The 21,295-nt window shown below is 51.3% G+C and carries 21 protein-coding genes and 3 tRNA genes; 5 read left to right on the forward strand and 19 right to left on the reverse strand.

Annotation, left to right across the window (positions count from 1 at the left end; translation table 11 throughout):
• Nucleotides 1–134: 134 nt before the first annotated feature.
• From IE090_RS17015 to alaS, 10 genes are all read right to left on the reverse strand, one after another.
• Entirely contained in the window at nt 135–389 is a 255-nt protein-coding gene (locus IE090_RS17015) for a hypothetical protein (RefSeq protein ID WP_189390330.1), read from the reverse strand.
• Nucleotides 390–445: 56 nt separating this feature from the next.
• Nucleotides 446–1,060 carry an AbiV family abortive infection protein gene (locus tag IE090_RS17020; RefSeq protein WP_189390331.1) on the reverse strand — a complete coding sequence of 205 codons (615 nt, stop codon included), beginning with the start codon at nt 1,058–1,060 and terminating at the stop codon, nt 446–448.
• Nucleotides 1,061–1,144: 84 nt separating this feature from the next.
• Nucleotides 1,145–1,999, reverse strand: a complete 855-nt coding sequence (locus IE090_RS17025; RefSeq protein ID WP_189390332.1) for a TIR domain-containing protein — start codon at nt 1,997–1,999, stop codon at nt 1,145–1,147.
• 107 nt (nt 2,000–2,106) lie between these two features.
• Nucleotides 2,107–2,688 (reverse strand): AbiV family abortive infection protein, encoded by a 582-nt coding sequence (locus IE090_RS17030; protein ID WP_189390333.1) that lies wholly within the window; start codon nt 2,686–2,688, stop codon nt 2,107–2,109.
• Between the two features lie 970 nt (nt 2,689–3,658).
• Nucleotides 3,659–3,735, reverse strand: a tRNA-Arg gene (locus IE090_RS17035).
• Nucleotides 3,736–3,774: 39 nt separating this feature from the next.
• Nucleotides 3,775–3,851, reverse strand: a tRNA-Arg gene (locus IE090_RS17040).
• 91 nt (nt 3,852–3,942) lie between these two features.
• Nucleotides 3,943–4,033, reverse strand: a tRNA-Ser gene (locus tag IE090_RS17045).
• Between the two features lie 172 nt (nt 4,034–4,205).
• On the reverse strand, nt 4,206–4,400 hold the full coding sequence (gene csrA, locus IE090_RS17050) for a carbon storage regulator CsrA (RefSeq protein WP_094059970.1): 195 nt from the start codon (nt 4,398–4,400) through the stop codon (nt 4,206–4,208).
• 179 nt (nt 4,401–4,579) lie between these two features.
• Nucleotides 4,580–5,812: an aspartate kinase gene (locus IE090_RS17055; protein WP_189390334.1), complete on the reverse strand. Its 1,233-nt coding sequence runs from the start codon at nt 5,810–5,812 to the stop codon at nt 4,580–4,582.
• A gap of 138 nt (nt 5,813–5,950) precedes the next feature.
• Entirely contained in the window at nt 5,951–8,578 is a 2,628-nt protein-coding gene (alaS, locus tag IE090_RS17060) for an alanine--tRNA ligase (protein WP_189390335.1), read from the reverse strand.
• A 269-nt stretch (nt 8,579–8,847) separates the two neighbouring features.
• Here alaS and IE090_RS17065 point away from each other — a divergent pair, with 269 nt between their 5' ends.
• From IE090_RS17065 to IE090_RS17080, 4 genes are all read left to right on the forward strand, one after another.
• Nucleotides 8,848–9,048 (forward strand): YgaP family membrane protein, encoded by a 201-nt coding sequence (locus IE090_RS17065; RefSeq protein ID WP_189390336.1) that lies wholly within the window; start codon nt 8,848–8,850, stop codon nt 9,046–9,048.
• 78 nt (nt 9,049–9,126) lie between these two features.
• Entirely contained in the window at nt 9,127–10,104 is a 978-nt protein-coding gene (locus IE090_RS17070; protein WP_189390337.1) for a hypothetical protein, read from the forward strand.
• A 2-nt stretch (nt 10,105–10,106) separates the two neighbouring features.
• Nucleotides 10,107–10,349 carry a hypothetical protein gene (locus IE090_RS17075; protein WP_189390338.1) on the forward strand — a complete coding sequence of 81 codons (243 nt, stop codon included), beginning with the start codon at nt 10,107–10,109 and terminating at the stop codon, nt 10,347–10,349.
• A gap of 19 nt (nt 10,350–10,368) precedes the next feature.
• Nucleotides 10,369–11,295, forward strand: coding sequence for an alpha/beta fold hydrolase (locus IE090_RS17080; RefSeq protein ID WP_189390339.1), 927 nt, complete (start codon nt 10,369–10,371; stop codon nt 11,293–11,295).
• Nucleotides 11,296–12,349: 1,054 nt separating this feature from the next.
• Here the strand turns inward: IE090_RS17080 and IE090_RS17085 are convergent.
• The 8 genes from IE090_RS17085 to IE090_RS17120 all read right to left on the reverse strand — a co-directional run bounded on the left by IE090_RS17085 (nt 12,350) and on the right by IE090_RS17120 (nt 18,469).
• Entirely contained in the window at nt 12,350–12,592 is a 243-nt protein-coding gene (locus IE090_RS17085; RefSeq protein WP_189390340.1) for a hypothetical protein, read from the reverse strand.
• On the reverse strand, nt 12,535–13,101 hold the full coding sequence (locus IE090_RS17090; RefSeq protein ID WP_189390341.1) for a hypothetical protein: 567 nt from the start codon (nt 13,099–13,101) through the stop codon (nt 12,535–12,537). The genes IE090_RS17085 and IE090_RS17090 overlap by 58 nt, the downstream gene beginning before the upstream one ends.
• Nucleotides 13,079–13,882, reverse strand: coding sequence for a hypothetical protein (locus IE090_RS17095; RefSeq protein WP_189390342.1), 804 nt, complete (start codon nt 13,880–13,882; stop codon nt 13,079–13,081). The genes IE090_RS17090 and IE090_RS17095 overlap by 23 nt, the downstream gene beginning before the upstream one ends.
• 926 nt (nt 13,883–14,808) lie before the next feature.
• A complete protein-coding gene (locus IE090_RS17100; RefSeq protein ID WP_189390343.1) occupies nt 14,809–15,210 on the reverse strand; it encodes a hypothetical protein in 402 nt (133 codons plus the stop codon).
• 1 nt (nt 15,211) lies between these two features.
• On the reverse strand, nt 15,212–16,126 hold the full coding sequence (locus IE090_RS17105) for an immunity 49 family protein (protein ID WP_189390344.1): 915 nt from the start codon (nt 16,124–16,126) through the stop codon (nt 15,212–15,214).
• 9 nt (nt 16,127–16,135) lie between these two features.
• The gene (locus IE090_RS17110; RefSeq protein WP_189390345.1) at nt 16,136–16,507 is read right to left on the reverse strand and encodes a hypothetical protein; all 372 of its coding nucleotides are present in this window, start codon (nt 16,505–16,507) and stop codon (nt 16,136–16,138) included.
• A 142-nt stretch (nt 16,508–16,649) separates the two neighbouring features.
• On the reverse strand, nt 16,650–17,222 hold the full coding sequence (locus IE090_RS17115; protein WP_189390346.1) for a hypothetical protein: 573 nt from the start codon (nt 17,220–17,222) through the stop codon (nt 16,650–16,652).
• A gap of 95 nt (nt 17,223–17,317) precedes the next feature.
• Nucleotides 17,318–18,469, reverse strand: coding sequence for a hypothetical protein (locus IE090_RS17120; RefSeq protein WP_189390347.1), 1,152 nt, complete (start codon nt 18,467–18,469; stop codon nt 17,318–17,320).
• A 342-nt stretch (nt 18,470–18,811) separates the two neighbouring features.
• Between IE090_RS17120 and IE090_RS17125 the strand changes: the two genes are divergently transcribed.
• Nucleotides 18,812–20,107 (forward strand): NAD(P)/FAD-dependent oxidoreductase, encoded by a 1,296-nt coding sequence (locus IE090_RS17125; protein ID WP_189390348.1) that lies wholly within the window; start codon nt 18,812–18,814, stop codon nt 20,105–20,107.
• Between the two features lie 36 nt (nt 20,108–20,143).
• On the opposite strand, the gene IE090_RS17130 is transcribed toward IE090_RS17125, so the two are convergent.
• The gene (locus tag IE090_RS17130; RefSeq protein WP_189390349.1) at nt 20,144–21,121 is read right to left on the reverse strand and encodes a helix-turn-helix transcriptional regulator; all 978 of its coding nucleotides are present in this window, start codon (nt 21,119–21,121) and stop codon (nt 20,144–20,146) included.
• Nucleotides 21,122–21,295 lie beyond the last annotated feature (174 nt).

The following is a 21,295-nucleotide window of genomic DNA, read 5'->3' on the forward strand; positions in this document are numbered from 1 at the left end:
CGTTCACCTCGGTTGGTATGAATACTATCTTAACGAGGTGTCCGGGTGAATTAGACCACTACAAATCATCATCTAATCTCGCTCTATATCAAATTCGTTTACTGTGTACTGCCCTTTTAGCGAGCCGTCCTTATTTAAGGGCTGCCCCTATAGATCAGATTCAAGTGCAAGGCCTGAGCATAGGGTTTAAAACACACCAACCCAACTTTAGCCTCGCCTTCGTACACCCAATGAAACCACTCGGGCTGATACTCATCCGCAATGCGCTGACGTTGAAAATCATCGTCCCAACCAAACACAGCATCGACATACGGGAATAAACCCTGCTTGATAAGCTGGAACACTTCTTCACAGTTGGGGTCTTTGATAGGATGAAATTCGATGGTCATGGTTTCTCTATTATTTTGATAGCGGGGCAAGATCATTGTCCGACAGCAGCTGCTTGTTAGGAATGGGTCAATGCACTAAATATTAGATCCATTCTATTCTCAATTACACCTGTGTGCCCCGTGTAACCAACAAGGCGGTCATCAGCTGTTTCCAGCGCCAATAGTAAAAACTCCCTTGCTTTTTCTTTGGTTACTACATTAGCCGGAGTGACAAATTGACCATTACTATTGGTGAAATATAAAGCCGATTCTCTTAAATTACGAAAATCACCATGCGCCGCTTCTTTTAACAGCTCTGCGCACCTTTCTTTGCCTAACGCATCTCTAAGTCGCTCACCCATAAAAACTGTAGGCAAGACAGCCATACGATGTTTTTCTTGGTGATTAAAAAGCTTATCCTTACCGCGTTTCACCTCTTGAATTTGCCCATTTCTTCGATAGAGGCCAACTTCTGCTTTAGCGACCTCTTCAATTGCAGTTATCGAAAGAAATACTGACGTACCCCAAGAGTCTCGCTCAAAACACTGAAAGGAATCTTCTAACAAAACAAGAATATGATCACATGCCCGATTAAAATCTTCACTCTTAGTTTCCTCATTGAAAACTAACGAGCCTTTTTCGATTGCCTCTTGAACAGACTCTATTCCTATACTTTGAAGATCAATTTTCATTCTGATTCCTAACGCCCGCAGTATGCGCGGCTTTGTAGTGCAGGCAAAGCCGCAACGGAAAAGCCGTCGCCGTGCCTGCGATTGTTAGATACCGTGCAGGTTGGCCTGGATGTCAATGTCATTATTATCAATGTATTCAACAAGATTACGGTATGCGTTAAGTAGCATAGGCCTGTTACCCCAGTTATTCCCTTCGTCGTCAACTATTGGATTGATAAATGTACCGGACGGAGATATGAAATATTCAGAGTTCTCAAGACACGACTTAGTATGCTCCCAATCCATGTCGAATATTACGTAATATGCTGACAAAAACTCGGAAAAAAGACGAAATAGATCTTTATACGCTTGGAAGCCACCGGACTTCTGGATAGCCAAAGCTCGCGATAAATCTAGCACCTCCTCCAGTAGCTCCCGGTCTGACCGAAGATCCGTTGCGGTACCATCCCCGCTTCCAGTTGCTTCGATTATCCCCTTGACCCTCGATTCAAGCTCTGGCCAGAACTTCTCGAAAACTGTGTTTAGAACACCTTCTTCCAATACATTTGATTTGTTAGCTTTATTCAGGTCTGACACAAGTCGCCTGAAGTCAGACTTTTCAAACAAAGTTGTCTGGAACTGGGTAAGCGGACCGCTAATGTCGGAGTTCTCTAGTCCAATTAAAATGGGGCAAACCAACGATTGCTCCACCTTCTTTGATATAGCTCCAGCCTCGATCATAAGCCACTGACTGTTGAGGTTTTGGCTTGTGACACAAAATATTCCGGCCATTGAGTCATCAAGCTCTTGTGCTATATCAGACGACCAGCGCGTACCCTTTTCAATATCGCTTGGCGTAAAATAAGGCTTAACTGTCTGCAATACCGTCGGTAGCCATTCGCGAATAGCTTCTGCTACCTTTTTACTGGTCTCCCCCGACCAACTGATGAAAACTTTCATGTTTCTCCCGTGTCTCAACGGACATTTTCTCGGATAGCCAACACATGCCGATCGGTAACGAGGTCGATTCCATGCGTTTTTTGCATGGACGATTGTGCTTGTATTTGTTAGCCGTCTTCGGCTTCATTTAAAATATCACTTATTACCTTGTGGGTTTTATAACCGTTTTCAGTTATCTCACCAGAGATCATATCAAGCCATCTTGTCTTCAAGCACTCAAGACGTCCTTTCGTCAAATTGATCATTGACTCCGCTAGTTCCGAGTCAAACTGCTCGCTTGGCTTGAATACTGTATTTTCATAATAACCGGAATAAAGACCTATATTCTTTAACAGATCATATTTTTTAATGAATTCTAGCTGATTTTCATACCTCCCTACGTCTGTATTTCTAATTAGATCGACTTCATCATTCATGTAGTCGAATAATGCTATTGACCGAAGCTTGGCCTGATGCCCTGTAAGTCTCTTCTTGAAATGGCGCCAATCAATTTTTTCTTTACCTTTCAACTGAACTCTAGTGCCGAAAATAATCGGCACTTTAGCCAGTTCTTCAGAGGCCAAATGAGCCAATACGTATGCTCTTGGAAAATGCTTTCCATTAAAAAGGAGCAATGATTCATCTAGTAACTCACAAGCATTCTGAAATGCTTTTTCTGATAGTTGTCTTAGTTCATTATCTGAATGCATGGAAGACTCGATTCCAGCTACCAGCTTAGATAGTGTGCGTGCCTGTTTTTCCAGCTAAAACCATTCGATGCATGTCTGCCAAGCCATTGATTCACAGCAGAATATCTTCTTGTTTCTCATGTTCCCTCCTGGAAAAACGTGCTTGCCTACTATCTACGCTTCAAAGTTCTGGCGATTAAAAGCCGGATCACTGATTTATCTGTCACTTAAGCTACCACCCTGCAGAAATACAGGCAAGCCGGTTGGTAAAACGCGCCATGATTTGTCGCCTATGAATACAAATGCGAACATAAATGAGACATTCAGTCTCTGCTCTAAGCGCGGTCCTGCACCAAGGTTTTCCACGCCTTAGCAGGCCGCCTGAGTTGGCAATGGCTGTGCCCGCAGGTGCTGCCTGGATGGCAGCACCAGCCAACATCCTGCCGGGATGCAGGCTGTTGGCGTTGCGGCGACCACAGCATTGGTAACGAAGGAAATACGGCCTGCGCAGCGCAAAGCAGGGAGCTCGCCCGCCCGGCGTGAGGGATAACCTCAAGGAGGGCATAGGGAGTAGCCAAATCGCTATACGATTCACAGGAAACTGGAATAAACGCGCTGTAGCCGAAAAGCTCGGGAGGAATGTCCTGACGGCGTCCTGCCGTCAGCCCTGAGGGCGCTAACGCGGACTCAATGGCTCCCGGCCATTGACCGAACCTGGGGAGGTGCGAATCTCCGTCGCGCCAACAATAGCTCGAGGAAAAGATATAGTTTTTGGGAAATCGGTCGCTTCGGACGAAGCAGGAAGAAGATGCTCGGGAGGAATGTCCTGACGGCGTCCTGCCGTCAGCCCTGCGGGCGCTAACGCGGACTCAATGGCTCCCGGCCATTGACCGAACCAAAGGAGGTGCGAATCTCCGTCGCGCTATAACAGCTTACGGAAATAAAACTTTAGTTTTGGAATTCGATTGCTTCGAACGAAGCAGTAAGAAGATGGCGCGCTCGGGAGGATTCGAACCTCCGACCGCCTGGTTCGTAGCCAGGTACTCTATCCAGCTGAGCTACGAGCGCGCATCAGATTGTCACGATATCAAATCTCAAAAAGAGAAGTGGCGCGCTCGGGAGGATTCGAACCTCCGACCGCCTGGTTCGTAGCCAGGTACTCTATCCAGCTGAGCTACGAGCGCGCATCATCGTGGGGCGCGTATTATAGGGTGGTTAACAAGCCTGTCAACTGCCTATTTACGCTCTTTCCCGAAAAGTAGAGGGAAAGAAAAGTGGCGGAGAGAGAGGGATTCGAACCCTCGATAGGGTATAAACCTATACGCCCTTAGCAGGGGCGCGCCTTCAGCCACTCGGCCATCTCTCCAAGACACGGCGCGCATAGTACCATGTTTTGAGATTTTGCCAAGGGAAAACTTTAAAAAAATTAAGCGCTTAGGGGCTATCGGGTAACAAAACGGGCCATGACGGGCCTGGCGAGGGGGAGCAAGCCCAGGCGGCAACTGACAACAACGCACGCCCAGGCTCAGAGACAGGAATCAGTAATTGCCGCTTGGCTCGTCACCTTCCTTTTCACGCTGAATGCGCTGATAAATCTCTTCGCGGTGTACCGCCACTTCTTTTGGTGCATTGACACCAATGCGAACCTGGTTTCCTTTAACGCCCAGTACGGTAACAGTGACATCGTCACCGACCATGAGAGTTTCGCCGACGCGACGGGTCAAAATAAGCATATGTCTACTCCTGACATGTATGTGTGTTTCTAGGGTGCTGTTTCGTTCGTACCGTTCTCAGTGTGCTCAGCTTCAGTATTGACCAGCATGGCCAGTTTGACAGCAGATCCTCAAGCAAACTGAGAACGTTTGGTTATTAAAGCCCGGCAAAAACCAACCAGGCCCTAATAAGGTTCGGATCAGGCGGTTTCTTCTTCTGCGTCCAGACCAAAGACCGAGTGCAGCGCTCGCACCGCCAGCTCCAAGTACTTTTCTGCGATAACCACGGAGATTTTGATCTCAGACGTGGTGATGGCCAGAATATTGATGTTTTCATCGGCCAGGGTTTTGAACATCTTGCTGGCCACTCCGGCATGGGAGCGCATGCCCACGCCCACCATAGACACTTTGCAGATGTCATCGGTTCCCGTTACTTCGCGTGCATCCAGCTCATTGGCGGTGCTGCGCAAAATTTCAAGGGCGTTTTGATAATCGTTACGGTGAACGGTAAAGGTGAAATCCGTGGTGCCATCGGCCGATACGTTTTGAATAATCATATCGACTTCGATGTTGGCATCGCTGATGGGCACCAGAATTTTTGATGCCACACCGGGTATATCCGGCACGCCTTTGATAGTGACTTTGGCTTCGTCACGGTTAAATGCAATACCAGAGATAACGGGATTTTCCACGGAGTTATCCTCTTCCATCGTAATCAGGGTGCCGTTTCCGTCTTTAAAACTCGACAGAACACGGAGCGGAACTTTGTATTTACCAGCAAATTCCACCGAGCGAATTTGCAGCACTTTGGAGCCTAAGCTGGCCATTTCCAGCATTTCTTCAAAGGTGACTTTTTCCATGCGCCGGGCGGCAGGCACCACGCGCGGGTCGGTGGTGTAAACGCCGTCGACGTCGGTATAAATCTGGCATTCATCGGCGCCCAGAGCGGCCGCTAGGGCAACGCCAGTGGTGTCAGAGCCGCCACGACCTAACGTGGTGATATTGTTGTCACCATCCAGGCCCTGAAAGCCAGCCACCACCACCACGCCGCCGGCGTCAAGCTGGGCACGCATGGCACTGGTGTCGATGTCTTCAATACGGGCTTTCATATACGAGCTGTTGGTTTTAATGCCCGCTTGCCAGCCAGTAAATGAGCGTGCATTGACACCGCGTTTTTGCAGCGCCATCGACAGCAAAGCAATGGTGACTTGCTCGCCGGTCGACACCAACACGTCCATTTCGCGTGGCGTAGGATGCTCGCTAATATCATTGGCCAAACCAATTAAGCGGTTGGTCTCGCCACTCATGGCGGAAACAGCCACCACGATTTGATGCCCTTGCTGGTGAAACGATTTTACCTTGTCGGCTACGTGTTCAATGCGCTCAATACTGCCCACTGACGTGCCGCCGAATTTTTGTACGTATAGCGCCATACTGCTGCCATGCTAATCGACGGTGAAAAAAGGTCGCTAATTAAACAACAAATGGGCGTTGCAAGGAAGGAGAGCCAAGCAATTGATAGCCTGACTCTATAGAAAACCGACAGCCGGCGAACCGGCTGTCATTGGGCGTTAGAAAGTCTCGTTTGCCCACTGTTCGAAGGCCGCCAACGCATCGGCGATGCCTTCGGGTTTTTGACCACCGGCTTGAGCCATTTCTGGCTTGCCGCCACCGCGACCGTCCACCAATGGCGCGCAGGCTTTCACCGCATCGCCGGCTTTGCCTTTGCCAATCAGGTCTTTGGTGACGCCCGCCAGTAAGGTGACTTTGCCGTCGTTATTGGCCGCTAACAAAATCGCCGCACTGCCTAGCTTGTTTTTCAGCTGGTCCATGGTGTTGCGCAAGGCCGGCACATCAGCACCGTCCATTTGTGCTGCCAGCACTTTAACGCCGTTCACGTCTTTGGCTTGGCCAGCTAAATCCGAACCGGCGCTGGAGGCCAGTTTGGCTTTCATCGCTTCCAGCTCTTTTTCCAGTTGACGGCTGCGCGCTACCAGCTGGTTTACCTTGTCGGCGGCGCTGTCACGCGTGCCTTTAAGCTTGCCAGCGATGTCGTTTAATGCCGCTTCTTCGCTGGCAATAAAGTCGAGCGCGTATTGGCCCACCACGGCTTCGATACGGCGAATGCCGGCAGCAATACCGCTTTCAGCGCTGATTTTTAACACGCCGATGTCACCCGTGCGCTGGGCATGGGTGCCGCCGCACAGCTCGACGGAGAAGTTGTCTTCACCCATCGACAAGACGCGTACTTCGTCGTCGTATTTTTCGCCAAACAAGGCCATCGCACCGGAGGCCATGGCGTCGTCGATGTTCATTAAACGCGTGCTGACTTCGGTATTGGCGCGGATTTGCGCGTTAACCAAGTTTTCGATCTGGCGCAGTTCATCAGCGCTGACAGCCTCCAGGTGCGAAAAGTCAAAACGCAGCTTGTCGTAGGTCACCAACGAGCCTTTTTGCGCCACGTGCTCGCCCAATACCTGGCGCAAAGCAGCGTGCAACAAGTGCGTTGCGGAGTGATGCAGCGCCGTGGTTTGGCGTTTTTCAGCGTCGACGCAAGCGGTCAACGCATCGCCCAATTTGACGCTGCCTTCCACCAGCACGCCCTGGTGCAAATGGTTTTTGCCCTCTTTGCGGGTGTCTTTTACTTGGAACACCACGCCATCGGCTTTGAGGAAGCCCGTATCGCCGGCTTGGCCGCCGCTTTCGGCGTAAAACGCGGTTTCATCCAACACCAAAATGGCTTCATCGCCTGCGCTCAGGCTGTCGACGGCAGCACCGTCTTTAAACAGCGCTTTGACCTGGCCCTGGTTTTCCAGCTGGCTATAACCGAGGAACTGGGTTTCGCCGTCGATGTTCAGGCCTTTGCTCGCCACCGCACCAAAGTTGCTGGCACCGCGCGCGGTTTCGCGCTGCTTTTCCATGGCGGCATTAAAGCCTTCTTCGTCGACTTTCAGTTCTTTTTCACGCGCCACATCGGCGGTCAAATCGAACGGGAAGCCAAAGGTGTCGTACAACTTAAAGACGGTATCGCCCGGAATGGTATCGCCTTCCAGCTCAGCAATGGCCTCGTTCAAAATGGCCATGCCTTTGTCCAGAGTTTTGGCAAACTGCTCTTCTTCCAGACGCAGCACTTTTTGCACATGCTCCTGCAAGTTGGCCAGTTCTGGGTAGGCGTCGCCCATTTGCGCAACCAACGCCGGGTACAACTTATGGAAAAAGCCCAGTGGCGCGCCCAGCATATGGCCGTGACGAATGGCGCGGCGAATAATGCGGCGCAGTACATAGCCACGGCCTTCATTGGAGGGCAATACGCCATCAATGATCATAAAGCCAGTAGAGCGAATATGGTCGGCAATCACCCGCAGGGATTTGTTTTCTGTGTCTTTGCAGCCGGTTAGCTCACCTGCAGCCGTTAACAGCGACTGAAATACGTCGATTTCATAGTTGCTGTGCACGCCCTGCATGATGGCGGCGATGCGCTCCAAGCCCATGCCGGTATCCACCGAAGGCTTGGGCAACGGTTTCATCTCGCCATCGGCCTGACGGTCGAACTGCATGAAAACGATGTTCCAGATTTCAATAAAGCGATCGCCGTCTTCTTCTGGCGAGCCTGGAGGGCCACCCCAAATGTGCTCGCCGTGATCATAGAAGATTTCGGTGCACGGACCGCACGGGCCGGTGTCACCCATTTGCCAGAAGTTATCTGAGGCGTAGCGGCTGCCTTTGTTATCGCCAATGCGAATAATTTTTTCTGCCGGCAGGCCGATTTTTTCATGCCACAAGTTGTAGGCTTCATCGTCGTCGGCGTACACAGTGACCAACAGCTTTTCGACTGGCAGGTTGAGCCACTGCTCGGAGGTTAAGCACTCCCAGGCAAACTTAATCGCGTCTTCTTTGAAGTAATCGCCAAAGCTAAAGTTACCCAGCATTTCAAAGAAGGTGTGGTGACGTGCGGTGTAACCGACGTTTTCTAAATCGTTGTGCTTACCGCCCGCACGCAAGCAGCGCTGCGAACTGGTAGCACGGGTATAGCTGCGCTGATCTTCACCGAGAAATACGTCTTTGAACTGCACCATACCGGCGGCGGTGAACAGCAAAGTCGGGTCATTTCCCGGAATCAGGGGACTGGAGGCCACCACTTCGTGCCCTTTGGAGGCAAAGAAGTCGAGGAACTTCTGACGTATCTCTGAGCTTTTCATATCGGTCGCGTTATCGTTGGTTAAAACAAGGGGCGCAGTATAACAGGCTGTTGGCAAACTATCTGCGTGCTGTTACTGCGCCCACTTCCTGCCTCCGACGCGGCGATACCTTTATGCAGAGATGGCATGCAAAGATGGCATGCAGAGATGGCATATAGAGGAAGCATGAAAAGCTGCCAGCATAGTCGTACCGTAGTTGCAGATATAACTGGACGCCCCACCTAAATATAACTACATTGGAATATAAAGATTCTATTGAGGAAATCGCTATGAATGTCGACCGCTTTGTACTCGCCACTGCCGGCAGCTTTGTTATTATCAGCCTACTTCTGTCACACCTGCATAGCCCTTACTGGCTGTGGTTCACAGGCTTCGTTGGCCTGAACATGCTGCAAGCGGCGTTCACAGGATTTTGCCCTCTGGCGATGATTTTGAAAAAACTGGGCGTGCAGCCGGGCAATGCCTTTTAGCCTGGCTCGATAGCACCCTAACAGGACAGCTTCGGTCGTTATACTGACGGGCCATATATAGTTCGCTCGGTAACAAATATGCGCCCACTGCTGTTACGAATGGCTGCCTTGATGGCGATCTGTTTGCCCAGCTCTGCTGAGCCTTGGCAGCCCTACCCTGAAAACCTACCCAGATTCGACTATTCCGGCCAGCGCCTGCAGCAATATTGGCCACAGCTAACCCAAGCCAGCCAGCTGGATTTCCCTGATCAGGCACAGCTGCAAGCATTGTTGCAACGCTACCCCAAACTCCAGCAACGCATGCTAGAACAGGCACAACAAGCGCACGCTCATCCGGCGCTAAAGGCCTTAGCGCAGAAGCAATGGCAACCTCTAGCAACCGCCATGCAACAGGTATGGCGCCTACATTTTAGCGGCCAGTTTCAAAAGGCCTATGAGCTGGGTGTGGAATTAGGGCCTGTGGGCAATATTCCGGCGCTGTATTCACGCCTGATGTATTTAACATTGCTAGAAACCAATAAAAGCGCCAAGCTGGAAGGCTTTCGCCAAGTCAGTGAGCAATCACGTCAGCTGTTGCCACTGGCACCCGAGCACAGGTTTGCCCGCTTTGGCCTGGCGTATGCGCAAGCACGCACGCTGGAGCTGTTAAGCACCAGTGCTGCCGCCTCTTCTGGCCTATTGGATGACACCCGCGAGCGGCTGCTGCAATTGCAACAGGAAGCGCCCGCATCGCCGCTCTACCCCGCCACATTGGGCGGCCTACACGCCGGCGTGGTAGAACGTGTTGGCTCTTTCGTAGGCCGCATCACCTATGGCTCAACCGATGCCCGCGCCATGGCCGCATTTGAACAAGCCTTGGCCCTTGAAGCACATCTACCCGTGATTTATTACGAGTTCGCTCGCGGCCTGTCCCGGCTGGATGAAGACGAGCATCAAATACGCATTCAACAACTCTTGGCGCAATGCCAGCAGCTTGAGGCATTCAGCGCCGAAGAAGCACTAAACCAGCAAAACTGTCACACTATGGCCCAGCGTTTTAACTCTGTGGAGAACTGATTGTGCTAACTCTGCCGTTTGACGGCGCACTGGCGACGCCAGTAGTGTTGACAGCCCTAGTCATAGCAGTGATTGTTTGGATGCTGCGCCTGGCCGTCGGCCCCTTTGGCCATGTGACTTTATTGCCCTGGCACCAAGCCTATATGCGCCGGCCCACCTGGCTGCGATTGACCTTACAAGGTTTAGCCTTGGCCATTATGCTGCTGGCAGTGGCCAGCCTAATGGGGCTGGTGCAGTTTCAATAAGCGAGCACAGGAACCTGCCATGACCACCAATGCCCAGCCTGACGCCAATACTCAATCTGAAATTATCAGTGCAAAGCAGGCTCCCAGCGCAAGCATTCAGCAACTGGGTCGCCATGGCCGGCAACTAGAAACCCGTTGCTATGGCGACGCCGATGCACCGCTGGTGATTTTGTTGCATGGCTTTCCCGAATGCTGGGCGACTTGGCGAGAGCAAATAGAACCGCTGCTAAGCGCCGGGTATCGCGTACTGGTGCCCAATATGCTGGGCTATGGCCACTCAGATAAACCCAAACGCATCGCAGACTATCGCATGGATATGATTTGCGACGATGTGCGCGCCGTTATGCGAGATGCCGGTGCCAGCCGCTGTCACTTGGTCGGTCATGACTGGGGTGGCGCCATTGCCTGGTGGTTTGGCATTCATTACAGCGATGAACTGCTGAGCTTAAGCATTTTAAATGCCCCGCACCCCAGAGCGTTTTTATCGCAGCTGCGCAGCTCGCCCCAACAACTTTTAAAGAGCTGGTATATTTTCTTTTTTCAACTGCCTTGGCTGCCCGAGTGGGCAATTCGTTTGGGCAACTACCGCATGCTCGCCAATGCCATTAAAAACACCAGCACCCCTGGCGCTTACCAGCCGCAAGACTGGCAACAACTGAACGAACACTGGCGCATCCCCGGTGCACTCACCGCCAGCTTAAATTATTACCGCGCCATGCTGCGCCATCGTCCTAAAATCTCCGGCAAAGCCATAGTGAGCGCGCCCACACAGATTTTATGGGGCGAAAAAGATTTAGCGTTAACACTCGCTATGGCCCAAAACAGCCAACAACGCACCGATAATGGCCGCTTAATTACCTACCCAGATGCCACCCATTGGTTGGCCCATGACAAACCCGATGAGGTTAGCGAGCGCTTATTGGAGTGGTTAAGTCTGCATAATTAAGCACCTCCGAATAATTCTGCACAGTTCTGTACTGTGCTTTTTCATTATTTGATCCTCAAGATTGGGTTAAACGCTGCTCGGCCAGTTACCCTCGTTGAGGTTATCCCTCGCGCTGGGCGGGCGAGCTCCCTTTGTTGTCAATGCCGTGGTACTGAGTTGGGGTCAGAGCTTAAGCTCTGACCCCGCATCTACGTTTTCTTTTTCGCCAAGCCCTATGCCCTCCTTGAGGTTATCCCTCATGCCGGGCGGGTGAGCTCCCTTTGTTATCCATGCTGTGGTACTGAGTTGGGGTCAGAGCTTAAGCTCTGACCCCGCATCTACGTTTTCTTTTTCGCCAAGCCCTATGCCCTCCTTGAGGTTACCCTCACACTGGGCGGGTGAGCTCCCTTTGTTATCCATGCTGTGGTACTGAGTTGGGGTCAGAGCTTAAGCTCTGACCCCTTATCTACGTTTTCTTTTTCGCCAAGCCCTATGCCCTCCTTGAGGTTACCCTCACACTGGGCGGGTGAGCTCCCTTTGTTATCCATGCTGTGGTACTGAGTTGGGGTCAGAGCTTAAGCTCTGACCCCGCATCTACGTTTTCTTTTTCGCCAAGCCCTATGCCCTCCTTGAGGTTACCCTCGCGCCGGGTGGGCGAGCTCCCTTTGTTATCCATGCTGTGGTACTGAGTTGAGGTCAGAGCTTAAGCTCTGACCCCGTATCTACGTTTTCTTTTTCGCCAAGCCCTATGCCCTCCTTGAGGTTACCCTCACACTGGGCGGGTGAGCTCCCTTTGTTATCCATGCTGTGGTACTGAGTTGGGGTCAGAGCTTAAGCTCTGACCCCGCACCTACGTTTTCTTTTTCGCCAAGCCCTATGCCTCCCTTGAGGTTATACCTCACGCCGGGTGGGCGAGCTCCCTGCTTTGCGCTGCACAGGCCGTGTTCCCTAAGTTGCCAATGCTGTGGTCGCCGAAACGCCAACAGCCTGCATCCCGGCAGGATGTTGTCTGGTGCTGCCGCCCCTGCGGGCACAGCCATTGCCAACTCAGGCGGCCTGCTAAGGCGCGGAAAACCTAGGCGCTAAACCGAGAAATGAGATATTGGGCTTGCTCACTGACTTTGCCCATTTTAACGGCAGCCACATAAGGCAAAAACTCAGGGTTACGCTTCTCTAGCGCTTCAAAAATAGCATTGGCACGCAAGCCACCGTAACCGTGGCCAATCAGAATGACCCTATGGCCGGCAATAATATCGGCTTCTACTTGCTCAACCCCCTCTTGTAGCTGCTCACGTTGGCGTTCGATGGTTTTTCGCATTTCGCTACGAATGACGTAGCCCATTTCATCGCTGACATCACGACTAAAGCCCGCTTCTGGCTCGAAATACCGTTGTTGGTGCCCGCTCGATAGATATCCACGGCTTGGCGATTGGTAATGCCGTTATTATAAAAGTTGATCACATTATCGACATAAGGGTCGATGGCTGTGCCAGCAGCAGCACTGTCTCGCTCCAATACCTTTTCAGCAATAGCCAAAGCCAGACCGTCGTATTCAGAGCTGCCGGGGCCGGTATAAGAGTTGGAGGAAGGGAGTTCATCAATTACTATACCTTCACCAACCCAAAAACTAGCGTCACGCAAATTAAAAAGAATATCGGAAATTTCTTGAGGCGAGGCGTAAGTAGTTGGCAGATAATAGACTTTGGTCGATTGCTTATCCCCAACATCATCATCCACAGCAGGACAGTAAGTTTCTGCACCGGCAACAGGAACCATCAGAGCTAGAGCTAATAAGGCGAAGTACTTAAAGCTTTGCATATTGTTCACACTCGTCTCTTGTCACCTTGGCAGGCCTTTTGGATTGCGTCGAAAACCACTGAGAGAACTTCAGGTAGGCATTCCTTCTCTCATCTGTATTGGCGACAAATGATTGTATACTCGACCGGTAATCTCCAACATCGTAACCAGGAGTTCCGGAATACTTGATAAAGCAAGCAATCATTTTCAGAAATTCCTTTCTTGCATGCGTCAGCTCTACTTGATCCTCATAATTCGCTACTTCCATTGTCCTCTGAAGCCCATAAGCTCTCCATAAGCTCGCACGGTAAAGCTGAAAGTTTTCGCCATATAGCTCGTACAGTGCATGCTCCACTTCATCGCGGACACCATTGCCATCCGTATCAATGCCTTCGATGGTTTCGCGGGCAGCAAAGAATTTTGGCTTAGGCGGCAGTTTTTGCGCGTCGATTTCTTTAATGGTTAGGGTATGGCGGCTGGTATCGCTGGCGACTAATTCCACCTGGGTGTCTTCCACCACGTCTTGGCTGTGCAGCGTTAACTGGCCTTGCTCGTTTTTAACCAGCTCCAGCGGTGCATCGTCAGTGTCGACGATCCAGCTGACTGGGCGGTGGTTGATATGGGTGGGCAAGAGCAGTTGGCTGCGCTCATCCATACTGGCCGGCACTGTACTTTCTTGCTCGGTATTGGTGTCTGGTTCGGGTACGACTTCCACGGTGCTGGAATCGCCCGATGAGCCGCTGCCACCGCAGGCAGCCAGCAAGGTACTGAGGGCGGCCAAGGTCACCCAGTGAGTGATGTGCGTTTTCATGGTTTGATCCTCAAGATTGGGTTAAACGCTGCTCGGCCACTTGCCTTCCTTGAGGTTACCCCTCACGCTAGGCGGCCGTACTCCCTTTGTTATCAATGCTGTGGTACTGAGTTGGGGTCAGAGCTTAAGCTCTGACCCCGTATCTACATTTTCTTTTTCGCCAAGCCCTATGCCCTCCTTGAGGTTACCCTCGCGCCGGGTGGGCGAGCTCCCTGCTTTGCGCTGCGCAGGCCGTGTTCCCTAAGTTGCCAATGCTGTGGTCGCCGCAACGCCAACAGCCTGCATCCCGGCAGGATGTTGGCGGGTGCTGCCGTCCGGGCAGCCCCTGCGGGCACAGCCATTGCCAACTCAGGCGGCCTGCTAAGGCGCGGAAAACCGAGATATAAAAAATCATCTCGCACTTTGCCGCGTCAAAGTCTCCAGTCATTAAAATCACTCTCGCAACGCCAAATCGGCCTGAGATGGCGCCGCCAACCAGTGAAGGCGACCAAGCTGGGCAGCAGGGATGCTGGCCAAGCAAACGGGGCGCGGGATTCGCCCTGTTTGTGCGCGCTCCGTCGCCAAACTGGTTGGTGGTCTAGCCACGCCATCTTGGCCGGGAGCGGGATTGTTAAGGGGAGCGGCCCCCCTTAACTGAAAAGCCCGTGCGTAGCCGGGCGAATCATTGCGATATTGAGTTTACCTCCATTTTCAGAAGCATAAACTTGGTGTCCTTCGTGGTTCGCGAACAAGGTAATTGTTAACGCTAAGCCTATGCCCGGCAGGATGTTGGCTGGTGCTGCCGTCCGGGCAGCCTCTGCGGGCACAGCCATTGCCAACTCAGGCGGCCTGCTAAGGCGCGAAAAACCTAGGCGCTAAACCGAGAGTTTAAGTATCGACATCCAGTTTGGTAGTGCATGAGTTTGATACTTAAAAACTCGATCCCCCTATTTACTGGCTTTGCGTCGATGATAACTGACAAACTCGCGGTTGATTTCGTTTAAACCCGCTGCAATGTCGTTGAGATGGCTGGTTAAATAGTCTGCCACGGCGTCTTTGTTGGGGTTAAAGCGCTGAATATTAAGCTTGTAAAGCTCGTACACCGCCGGTGCCAGCTGCTGCAAAATCAGCGTTGGGCTTTCGGCTTTAAGCATGTAGTGCAAATACAAATTAATGTGCTGCATCTTTTCTTCGAGGCTAGCGCTGTTTAATAACGCCAGCTCATCGGCGGCGGAGTTCAGCGCGGTTAAACGCTCGCTTACCAGCTCGGCGTCCAGCTGCTCGGGCGAGCGACTGTCGGCGTACCAGTAGTCGGCGAAATAGTTGGGGAAACGTTGCATTATGCTCATATTATTTCTCCAATGGATTGCGTGTGCGCACGGGGAAATTAAGCCGCAAGCTGTCGTCGGCCAACGGCGGTAGCTGTGACCAATCCTGATGTTCCACCAACCACTGAGGGATATAGCGGTTTTCAACCGTCACGCGATAACCCAAGCGGTCGTAGGCCAAGGCTGCTAGGCCCATTAGAGGTAATGATAATGCCGTATCTGGCGTCGCGATATCTGGGTCTTTTTTGTAGTACCGCTGATGCTGAAGCAGTGCGTTTTCTATCGCCTGGTTAAAACGTGCCTCACCTTCTTCGAAGGCAATGGTGGCGATGACGTCTATCGGGGGCAATAAAAGTAGCTCGGCGCGGTCCAGCTTGGCTGGGTTGCCATCCAAGGTGCTGGGGCTGAATTGGGCTCTGAGTAGCCGGTCTTCCACGTCTTTACCCGTCGCCAAGGCATAATATGTAGCCGCCACATCTTCATAAACCGTTTCGTGTGACGCTGATCGCTGGTAGATCTCACTAAAATCCTGGGATAATAAGTAATCCAGAGCAGACTGATTGCGTGTCACCCAAGCCGTCTGCAATGCCAAAACCCACTTTGTGGTGCTAGCTTTGGCCCGATTGGAATCTCCATAAACCTGATGAACAGTATCATCCAACATGAGGTCAAACAGTTCACCATGATGCAGAGGACACTGAAAAAAACCTAAAGTAAACTGCTGCAAGCGCCGCATAATATAATAGGTGGTCTCTTTACCAGGGTTGATATAGCACTCACAAGCCAAAAACACTTGATAGTCGCTCACATAGCCCTCTACCAGTGGCTTAAAGAAGGGTAACTTCCTTTTGTCCTTCTCCACACGACGATCAATGCCTTTGGTTAAAGCAGGATAGTTCTTTAAATACTGCTCTTCTGTTAGGTTCGCCTGAATCATAATCACATCCTAAAGTTTGAATTCATTGACAACGTAATCATTTTTCAAGGAGCCATCTTTCTTAAGTGGCTGACGAACAGATACATATTTAATTTCACCATCTTTTTTCGCCTCTAGTAGCTCTTCAACGAAAGGATGATCCTTGCCTAATTTGGCCTCGTAATTGGCAATAATATCATCCATATATTCCTGAGTACCTTGCTGGGCTCTGCCTTGAATGCGCTCACCAGTCTCATCCGTTGCATACTTCAACTGCCGCGAGCCCAGTTGGCTATTGCCACCCTTGGCTTCCACAATCACTAAGTTGCCATCGTCGTCCCAAAAGGCCATGTCAAATTCGCCTTGCTTGCCATTGCCCATTTGCTTATTGGCCTCATCCAACTCTTCAAAGCGATCATAGCCCTCTCTGTTAAAGTGCTTGTCTGCTACGTGCTCGCTGATCTGCTCCTATTCAGAAGAACGCAACTGATCAATGTGGCTGCTTTCTTAGGGCAAAAATAAGGCGTGCTAGGCACGCCTTATTTTATTGCTGCGCTTGTGTGACTTCATCCCAGCGCTGCATGTTATTCACATACAGGCTAACGTCTTCAACATCCGTACAACCCCGCTCTTTGACAAAGTCGGTCAGCATCTGGGTGTATTTTTCACGCTGATCGGCCGGTTTGCTCTTATCGGCGAAATAATGCGGGAAGTTTTCCAGATCGTCTTTGCTGAGCTCTCCGGACATACTGGCCGACATCGACACGGCAAAAATACCCATGCGCAAACAGCTAACGCGATCGCCTACTTTGGCCCAGTCATCGGCATTTTCAAAGCCCGTTACCTGGCGCATGGGCCGCTCCGCTTCGGCGATATAGCTATCGCCGTAGTCTACGTCGCGCAACAGCTTTAGCTTGGTGGCATGGTCGCTGAAGTTAAACGCCGCTTTTTGCAGCGCCTTTTTGGTCTCTGGTGTCTCTTTAACAAACTCTTTAAACAAAGAATCCATCATGGGTGCCACCATATGGTATTCCAGCATTTGCTTTTCCGTCAGCGGCTCAGCGACTGCAGCCGATAAGGCAGACATGCAACCCGCCAACACTAGTAACTTGCGCATATTTTCTCCCTAGTAGAGCGCCTGGCGGCGCTCGCTAATGTTTTATTAAAGCTATAAGCAATTTCAGCGCTTACAAATGTAAAGACCGATCACCGTTACCAAAGCCAAGGATCATCACGAACCCGTTTTTCGGCATCAGCAACACCATCACCGTCTTTATCAAGCGTGAGAATCAGCCATGCTTCATCTTCTTCATTGTATTCACCAGTGGCTGTGATAGTGATGATTTCACCTGTGTCATATGACATTTTCAACTGACCACTCTTAAGCTTTTCATCGCTTTCTTCTGAATAGATGTAGACTAATGGCTTGGTCACTTCAAAGTTATGACGAAACTGAGAGTCAACACCATCGTAGAGGTGAATATAGCGTCCCATAGCGACAATGCTTTTGACCTCATCATTCGAGTAATTATCAAGTTCCTTTTCAATATATGAGCACTTTTCGATCCGATATGCGCTTATCTCTGAGCAAATCTTTCCAGCCAGCTCATTCGCCTCAGATGATGATATAAATGATTCTGTCAGAGTACTGTAGAGCGAATTATCGATCGTTGGCATAGCCACGTAATCATCAAAACCACCTCCCGAGTACTCGTTTAGCAAGTACCCCGGGTTCACCGCAAACCAAGCATCAAAATCAAGATAGTAATAATTTTCCGCATCAATCCAAGTTGCATCATTTTCTGTGCTGGTTGAGCGTCCATCCTTGGAAACCTTAAAAATACTCAGGCGATGACTAAAGTTTTCATTTTTCAAATAGCCATCAACATCACCCCAGTAGTACTCGTCGATGATACTGGTTACGATATCCACGGAGTTATAATCTTCACACCCATCGCTTTCAAAGATTACTTGCGTACGCACATACTCAGGAAAATCTCCATCGCCTATACGTTCAAGCTCTTTGGCCTCGGTATAATAACTTCCAGACTCACTACAGTCGTATTTTTGACGAGGCTCAGGGGGCGTTTTAGCAACAGAATGTCTTGCACCGATAACCAAGCTCTGCTCAGTGATAAGCCGCCATAAGTCACTTGCAAACTCAGGATAGTTCTCTTCCGTAATTGCCGCTGGCGCTTGCTCAAGCTCACCGGTACCGCCATTACCTGTGTCTGGCGTTGAACTACCGTTGTTGGAGTCGTTACCATTGCCAGCATCACCCGATGAGCTGGATGAACCACCACCGCCACAAGCGACTAGGCCTGTTGCTAATGCAGCGACCAGTATGTTTTTCATTAATGTCATTGCTACTCCACTCTTGCTATCGGCATCTTGATCGCTACTTGCAGCGATCAAGCATTAGATCGACTTTTCATTTAGGCATGTGCCCAAGTACGACAAAGAACGCAGTATCCAGCATGCGGTATAGGACTTCTGTAGGACATCTCTCACAGCGGCTCAGTCTTTTTACCCTATGGCGGCTTTTGTGACGGCCACCACACAGGCTCGGCTGCTGCACAGCACTGTCTCACTTGGTGCACTTAGGCGCATTGAGCGTATAATTCGCTGGCAAGGCATTTCAGGCCAGGCAGTTGATAACCCAAGCAGCGGGCTGGCCTGAAATTCCTTCATTTGAGAGTACTTATCATGCAACGCATCGTGATCGTCGGAGGTGGCGCCGGGGGACTGGAGCTGGCAACCCAACTGGGACGCAGTTTGGGTAAGAAAGGCAAAGCCATTATTGAGTTAATTGATAGCAGCCCCACGCACTTGTGGAAGCCTTTGCTGCACGAGGTAGCTACCGGGGCGCTGGATTCGGGCATTGATGAGTTGAATTACCGGGCTCACGGCAAACGCCACGGTTTTCAATTTCAGATCGGTCGCATGCATGGCCTGGACCGTGACAATCGCCAAATTGTGCTGGCGCCCATGCTCGACGATCAGGGTCAGGAGGTGCTGGCCGAACGCCGCGTCAACTACGACACCCTGGTGCTGGCCATCGGCAGTGTGACCAACGACTTTGGTACCCAAGGCGCCGGAGAGCACTGTATTTTCCTCGATAGCCGCGATCAGGCCGAGCGCTTTCATCGCACGTTGCTTAATGAGTTCCTGCGCACCAATGCGGCCAGTGAAAACAGCGATGAAGCCCGCACCTTGGATATCGCCATTGTCGGTGCCGGCGCCACCGGCGTTGAGCTATCTGCCGAGCTTTATAATACCGCCGAGGTGTTGGCCAGCTATGGCTTAAAGCACATGACGCCGGAGCATTTAAAGGTCACGTTAATTGAGGCCGGTGAGCGCATATTGCCGGCACTGCCGCCACGTATTTCCGCCGCAGCCAAACGTGAGCTAGAAAAACTCGGCGTCACGGTGCAAACCGGCACCATGATCACCGCCGTCGATGAAAACGGTTTTACCACCAAAGACGACAGCCACATTCCAGCGCGGTTAAAAGTATGGGCCGCTGGGGTGCGTGCCCCTAGATTTTTGGCCAACTTGGGGCTTGAAACCAACCGCGTTAATCAATTGAAGGTCAATGCCAGCTTGCAAACGGAGGATGAGAACATCTTCGCGTTGGGTGATTGCGCCTGTTTAATCCAAGCCGATGGCACTCCGGTACCGCCGCGTGCACAGGCTGCCCACCAACAAGCCTCGCATTTAATTAAAGTATTAAAAGCCCGCAGTGAAGGCCAACCGCTGCCGGAGTTTGTGTATCGTGACAAAGGCTCGTTAGTGTCACTGAGTCGCTACAGCACGGTCGGCAGCCTGATGGGGAATCTAACTCGAGGGTCCATGATGATCGAAGGCCGCATTGCCCGACTGGTGTATGTGTCCTTGTACCGTTTACACCAGATTGCCCTGCACGGTTATTTTCACACTCTGCTGCTATCGCTGGTGGGGCGCATTAACCGTGTGATTCGCCCGCGGTTAAAACTGCACTAGCCGTTTGAGGGGCTGCGGCTTAAAAGCCGCAGCCTACTATATACAGCTCACATCGAAGCGCTGGCGATAATCGCCCGGTGTCATGCCCGTCCAGCGACGAAACGCTTTATAAAACGCACTGGGCTCGGTATAGCCGACGCGAAAAGAGACTTCATACAGCGTCAGGCTTGGGTCTTTCATTAAGTGCAGGGCCAGTTGACGCCGCGCCTGATCCAGTAAGGTCTGATAGTTGGTCCCCAGCGCTTGCAGGCGACGCTGTAAATTACGCACATTGATATTGAGCTGCTGTGCCAGTTGCTCTTGATTCACCGGGCGCAAATGCAGTTGATCGGCAATGGCCTGTTGCAGGCGCTGATAAAATGCAATGTGCTCGCGCAGCTTGCCGTATTCCCGCCGAAAGGTGCGAATGCAGGCGTTGTAGTTGGCAGCATCGCTATTGGGTAGCGTTTGCTGCAATACATCTGACGAGATTTGAATTCGGAAAAAACTGCCATCGCGCTGCACTAGCTGCAGCGGCATCAACACTTGGTGCCACTGAGGTGGTCGCAGTAATTGAATGCTTTCTCCACTGCCCAAAGCACGCCGACAGGCTTCCGCAATCCAAGCCAGGCACATTAGCTGTACCGTTTCTGGCGCTTCTTCAGCAGGCTGAATGTGCAAACAGTCGCCGTCGGTTTGCCAGGTCAGCGCCAGCCCAGGCACCAGTAAATGTGGCAACGCCGCGGCTTGTGTTAGCCCCTGAGCTAAGCAGTCCGCCTGCTGCAGACAGCTGCCCAACGGTAAATGCTGGCGTGCCATATACATGCCACTGCTGATCATTAAGCTGGGGTGATGGTGTGTTCCCATGGTCGCCAACAGGTCACATAGCGGCTCACTATTTAGCCAACGCGGCAGCATTTGCCCAGTGCTCAACTCTAGTGTTTGCCACACCAGTGAGGAATCACACTGCAACGCTTCCCAATGGGCTAATAAGTGTCGCAGTATTAATGTATCCACCTGTGGCGATGGTTCCATAGCGCTCCCTGACTCCCTTTCTACCCACGACTAACGGTGTTAAACCGTGCACTTTGATCGACATGAACGGACTATTTCCGACAGTGAACAAGTGTTAGTTATTTCTGTCTAGGGATCATCTCTGTCACTGTTAAGCCTGTCAATGGACTCAGGCGACAGACCGAGACTCAAGTA

It is taken from the genome of Bacterioplanes sanyensis (assembly GCF_014652515.1).
In the GTDB taxonomy this organism is placed as follows: Bacteria; Pseudomonadota; Gammaproteobacteria; order Pseudomonadales; family Oceanobacteraceae; genus Bacterioplanes; species Bacterioplanes sanyensis.

Excerpts from the sequence above, each read along its gene's own strand:
- IE090_RS17100 (WP_189390343.1), bottom strand. The coding sequence starts at position 15,210 with ATGAGCATAATGCAACGTTTCCCCAACTATTTCGCCGACTACTGGTAC.
- IE090_RS17055 (WP_189390334.1), bottom strand. The coding sequence starts at position 5,812 with ATGGCGCTATACGTACAAAAATTCGGCGGCACGTCAGTGGGCAGTATT.
- IE090_RS17025 (WP_189390332.1), bottom strand. The coding sequence starts at position 1,999 with ATGAAAGTTTTCATCAGTTGGTCGGGGGAGACCAGTAAAAAGGTAGCA.
- IE090_RS17030 (WP_189390333.1), bottom strand. The coding sequence starts at position 2,688 with ATGCATTCAGATAATGAACTAAGACAACTATCAGAAAAAGCATTTCAG.
- IE090_RS17085 (WP_189390340.1), bottom strand. The coding sequence starts at position 12,592 with ATGCGAAAAACCATCGAACGCCAACGTGAGCAGCTACAAGAGGGGGTT.
- IE090_RS17015 (WP_189390330.1), bottom strand. The coding sequence starts at position 389 with ATGACCATCGAATTTCATCCTATCAAAGACCCCAACTGTGAAGAAGTG.
- IE090_RS17095 (WP_189390342.1), bottom strand. The coding sequence starts at position 13,882 with ATGAAAACGCACATCACTCACTGGGTGACCTTGGCCGCCCTCAGTACC.
- IE090_RS17070 (WP_189390337.1), top strand. The coding sequence starts at position 9,127 with ATGCGCCCACTGCTGTTACGAATGGCTGCCTTGATGGCGATCTGTTTG.
- IE090_RS17125 (WP_189390348.1), top strand. The coding sequence starts at position 18,812 with ATGCAACGCATCGTGATCGTCGGAGGTGGCGCCGGGGGACTGGAGCTG.
- IE090_RS17105 (WP_189390344.1), bottom strand. The coding sequence starts at position 16,126 with ATGATTCAGGCGAACCTAACAGAAGAGCAGTATTTAAAGAACTATCCT.
- IE090_RS17020 (WP_189390331.1), bottom strand. The coding sequence starts at position 1,060 with ATGAAAATTGATCTTCAAAGTATAGGAATAGAGTCTGTTCAAGAGGCA.
- IE090_RS17080 (WP_189390339.1), top strand. The coding sequence starts at position 10,369 with ATGACCACCAATGCCCAGCCTGACGCCAATACTCAATCTGAAATTATC.
- IE090_RS17115 (WP_189390346.1), bottom strand. The coding sequence starts at position 17,222 with ATGCGCAAGTTACTAGTGTTGGCGGGTTGCATGTCTGCCTTATCGGCT.
- alaS (WP_189390335.1), bottom strand. The coding sequence starts at position 8,578 with ATGAAAAGCTCAGAGATACGTCAGAAGTTCCTCGACTTCTTTGCCTCC.
- IE090_RS17130 (WP_189390349.1), bottom strand. The coding sequence starts at position 21,121 with ATGGAACCATCGCCACAGGTGGATACATTAATACTGCGACACTTATTA.
- IE090_RS17065 (WP_189390336.1), top strand. The coding sequence starts at position 8,848 with ATGAATGTCGACCGCTTTGTACTCGCCACTGCCGGCAGCTTTGTTATT.
- csrA (WP_094059970.1), bottom strand. The coding sequence starts at position 4,400 with ATGCTTATTTTGACCCGTCGCGTCGGCGAAACTCTCATGGTCGGTGAC.
- IE090_RS17120 (WP_189390347.1), bottom strand. The coding sequence starts at position 18,469 with ATGACATTAATGAAAAACATACTGGTCGCTGCATTAGCAACAGGCCTA.